2 protein-coding genes are annotated in these 4,719 nt (G+C 42.2%); both read right to left on the bottom strand.

Features of this window, described 5'->3' with window-relative positions; translation table 11 throughout:
- The coding region (locus LBQ60_10920) for a SusC/RagA family TonB-linked outer membrane protein (GenBank protein ID MDR2038422.1) at positions 1 to 1,971 on the bottom strand (1,971 nt) is incomplete at its 3' end.
- A 268-nt stretch (positions 1,972 to 2,239) separates the two neighbouring features.
- Positions 2,240 to 4,719 (bottom strand): hypothetical protein (locus LBQ60_10915; GenBank protein ID MDR2038421.1); only part of this gene is annotated, 2,480 nt, incomplete at its 5' end.

Genomic DNA, 4,719 nt, shown 5'->3' with positions numbered 1-4,719 from the left:
CATTAATATATTTGTCCTGTGTTCGTGGAAAAAATCAGCTTCCATATCCAGCTTTCCGAAAAGCCCCAGTTCAAAGCCGATATTGGTTTTCCGGGCAATTTCCCCGGAAAGATCATTGGGATCTGTTTCCCAAACGAATCCCGCCCTGCGGAAATCGCAGCAGATGACATCATTGCCGGCCAGTCCGTATGAAGCTCTTAATTTCAGGTTCGAAACCACGGGAACATTCCAGAAGTCTTCGTTGGATATGGTCCATGCCAGCCCTGCCGAAGGGAAAAACCCGAAATGATAGTCCCTATGATCGCACTCGCTCCCGCTATATCCAAAATTAAATTCTCCGGAATATTTTCCCCGGTATGAATAGGTTGCTCTTCCCGATAAGCCCATAGTTTTTCTGGTCAGGGAAAAATCTGAATTCCATTCGTGTTTTATCACATCCTTGCTCATCAGGTATGTCACCATGCCGCTGAATGTATGCTTCCCGGCAAATGTACGGTGATAATCTGCTATCAGTTGAACATACACAGTGGTGAACTTAGTTTCACCACTGTTTCGATAGGAAGCGGGGCCACCACTATGCAGGGGAACAAGCGTGTAGGTATCGTCTAAGGTATAATAACGTGGATCATAAAAACGGGATTCATCGGAATATTTATAACGGGAACCATTGAACAAAGCTTTAAGTGAAAGTCCTTCCGTAAGGAAAGAAAAATCCTGTTTCAGTTCAAACTGCCCATCTATCTTTGATTGGGAATAATTCTTAACTCCTCTGAAGGTTTCAGCATAAGGATTGATATACTCTGCGTTACCATAATTGCCGAATAATATTTCGTGTTTATAAATCTCCTTGTCGGACACGTAATAAGGCGGGAATAAAACAGGACTGGCATGCATGATCTGTCGATATAAGTTGGCGCCTCCGTTAACCGGCCCTATGTAATCGTCAAAGGTTCCTGAAATCTTTAAAGCAGCTTCCGTTGTTTTTGTCATCGAAAGATTAACATTTGCCCGGAATGACCAGGTTTTCAATTTAATGTTATTGTTGAAATAGTTTCGTTTGTCATTTTTCAGAATCCCATTGTCCTGGTTAAATGTGCCGGACAGATAATACCTGAGTTCATCCTTTCCTCCCCTTATATTCAGATTGACCCGCGGCATGGTCACATAATTTTTCATTAATTCTTTTCGCCAGTCGGTTGCAGGAAATAAATATTTATCTACTTTATCTAAGGTACCTTGAATTTTAAACTGTGAATAAGGAAGCTCCCCCAAAGGGTCTCTGGTTAATACCGCTTCGTTACCTAATCGCATATAAGTGATGGGATCTGCAAATTCAATATTTTTTGTCGGCATGTTGAACGCGTTCTCAAACCGGGCGGAAATATTTACTCTTCCCGTTTTTCCTTCCTTTGTTGTAACGGAGATCACTCCGTTTGCCCCGCGCGTGCCGTATACGGCCGTAGATACAGCATCTTTCATCACTGAAATACTTTCGATATCATCAGGCTGCATACGGGCCAGGTCTGTTTTGAATGCTTCTACCCCGTCAATCAGAATCAGGGGTTCGCCATTACCGATGTAGCCGAAGGTGGTAACTCCCCGGATAAAAAGACTGGCATCATCCGCCCCCGGCTCGCCACTTCTCTGATAGGATATCAATCCGGCGACATTTCCTGCCAACATGGTGGTTACATTGCTCGAAGATATTTTCTTCAGGTCGGTGATGCGAACAGTTGTTATGGAACCCACCAAATCTGTTTTCTTCTGCTTTCCAAACCCTACCACTACAATAGTATCTGTATCCATTGTTCCTTCCATTATACTTACTTCACTATTTTCCCCGGTTTCAGTAAAAACTTCCTTAATAGCTTTATCCTTAACATCAATAGATATAATAGTTGATTGCGAATAGTTATCAGACGCGTAGCCCATGTTTATTGCCAGAGCCAAAAATACAATTACCCATTTCATAAATAATGAGATTCGTCTTTTCAAATGTAAATTGCTATACTCATGGCACATTTGCACTAGTTTTTTAAAAGTTAAATTTTGTATCACTCAATAAAAGTTGTCTTGCTTTTTTAGATAGATCACCCGCTTATCAGGAAGCAAATATATATTTTTTTGGTAAAAGGAATATTAAAACTGATGATCGTCTTATCTATCAGATAAGGAAAAATTACCTGTATGGAAAATCGGCCCTCAGTTAACCGAAAATTAATATTCCCTGATTTGTTCTTCAAAGATGTACCGACCCTATTGTTCCTTCTGTCGAAATAGTTTCCACGCTGACCTTCATTTTTTTACACCGGCTATTATTGTAGAAAAGGATCTTTGCATTTCCTTCTTCATCGGGAATCAGTTCCGGGTTCCAATAAAGCGTACGTCGGTAATCTTCTTCTTTCGGAAGCGCTGAGTAGTCCGGCTGGTAAAATTCCTTCACTTCACTATACCCATCCAGCCATGTCTTACGGACCCCCTTACCTGCTTTTGCCGGGATCTTCCCTTCAGGATGGGTTTCAATGAAAACGACGCAACCATATATTTTATTAATATCTATTCCGCGTATATTCGGATCGGCATATTTATTCATGATTCCTATCTCTTCATTGATATAAATAGATTTGATGGATTCCAGCGACAGTATCGTATGTTGTATAGAATCTAATATCGATGACCGCATTGTTGGAACATAATTAATGACAAACAGAGGAGCACGTCCTTTATAGGTCACGTATTCCTCACCCCTGGAAATACTACGTCTGAAATCAGGATTCATGCTGACCAGCAGGTCATTAATATCTTTATTGATATACTTTCCGTTATCCCTGATATCATCTATCTCTGAAGCCACATCATAATAGGCAATGGATTTGGAACGATTGTCAAAAATATCCTTCTCACGGCTTCGCTTCTTTGCTTTTACCACCACCTCTTCTATGTGATGGACTTTTTCATCCATCCTGAGCCTTTTCAAAGAATCTTCGTAAGCTCTTATAAATTTCTCATAATCAAAATTTTCTGTTGTATCTGCATCTACTGGAGATCCATATGCTTCTCCCGTACCGTCAGATCCGACCACATTCACCTGCATTTCAGCCAGTTGATACTTTGCAGGTGATGGACTGAAAACCCGGTCCAGAACAATCTGATGATCTTTCTTTTTTCCTTTATCAGTAACAGACAGTACCAGATTCCACTTTCCGGTGATATCGCTCAAGAAAGCAAAACGTCCCATGCTATCTGTATCGAAGATGTCAATATAGGTATTGCCCGATGCTTCATCCTCCCCTCTTTTCGCCAGAAAAGAAGAAACCTGTACATCCGGCACCGGTTTACGCCTGCCTATAGTAACCACCTTGCCATGCACTTCAATTGCCTGCTCCGGCAGATACTTCAATTCGAACGGTTTCGTTCCCGACCAGTATTCCCATGAATAACGGCGCCACCCTTGTACCATGAGTAATTGGTCCAGCGCAGACCGGTGTTCATAGTCGTCCGATTCGAAATAGTAGGATGGGTGCCGGACATATCCCTTGATCTCCGACATCAACAACAGGTCAGTCAGGATAGTGTGGCGACCTTCCACTTCTGCCATTCCATCACGGACTGAAACGGATAAAGGCGTACAAACCGGCTTGTCTGACTGATTCCGAATTGAAAAATTCAGTTCTACAGGTTCGAACGGCTGGTAAGTCTCCTTCTCTGCCCGGACATGAATACTTAGCTGCTCCACCTGATTATGGGCGAAGACCAAACGGTCGGCAACGATCCTTCCGGCTATGTCAAATAATACGACTTGCGAAACTCCCGCAGGTAAATCATTTTTATCGATCCCAAAACGGACTTTGCTTTTTTCCAGATCCAGCTGATAGTAATAGAAGATATTTCCCCTGGAAATTACAGCTAATCCCAGTTCTTCTGCCGGGGTCCTGTCATTTCTACGGACCATAACAAACAGGCTATCTTTAGAAGAAAGGTTATCGACATGCATGACAAATCCCTGGGGTATGGGATCCGGCAGGTCAAAGCGGTATTTCTTATCATCCAGGTTGACTATTGCCTGGCTGCCTTTTTCTGCCGGTGTGTAGATAAACACACCCCGCCCATTGTGCGTCGTAGCAAAAGAAAGTATCTCATTTTTTCCTTTATCAAGGACCGTCCCGGATAACTCAAGTGGATTTCCGTAAGCATCTGTTGCCTCAAACGCCACATGGGAAGGAACACCTTCAATCAGGTTACCACCTTCCGGATAGAACTTCAGATTGACTTTTTTGGCCTTCTTGACAGACTCCCTCTTCTGGGGATATTTGTAAACTGTATATTTTTGAATACTTTTTTCTTCAAAATTACCTGCTTCCTGCGGTTGATCGAAAACAGGAAAGATCCTTGAAAAAATAGTTTCTTCACCAAAATTCAGCATATACTTCGTATAGGCACGGATCTCATAAAACCCTGAATAAAAAGGAAGGTGGTTCAATGGGAAATCACCGTGGCAACGACCATTCCGGATAGGTAAAACTTGTTTTGCTATAATTTCACCTCCTGGATTCAGTAACTCGACATACAGGGTTTTACTCAGTTGCGTCGGACGGTTTAGCCCGGATGTTACCGTATAACATTGGAACCAGATATGATCGCCCTGGTAATAACTTGTATTGTCAAAATGCAGGTAGACCTTTTCCTGTGGCAAGGAATTTCCAAAATTTTCTATCGCAT

The sequence above is a fragment of the Bacteroidales bacterium genome (assembly GCA_031275285.1).
In the GTDB taxonomy this organism is placed as follows: domain Bacteria; phylum Bacteroidota; class Bacteroidia; order Bacteroidales; family UBA4181; genus JAIRLS01.
The sequence above is the reverse complement of the archived record's forward strand: the minus strand, read 5'-3'. Positions and strand labels throughout refer to the sequence as shown.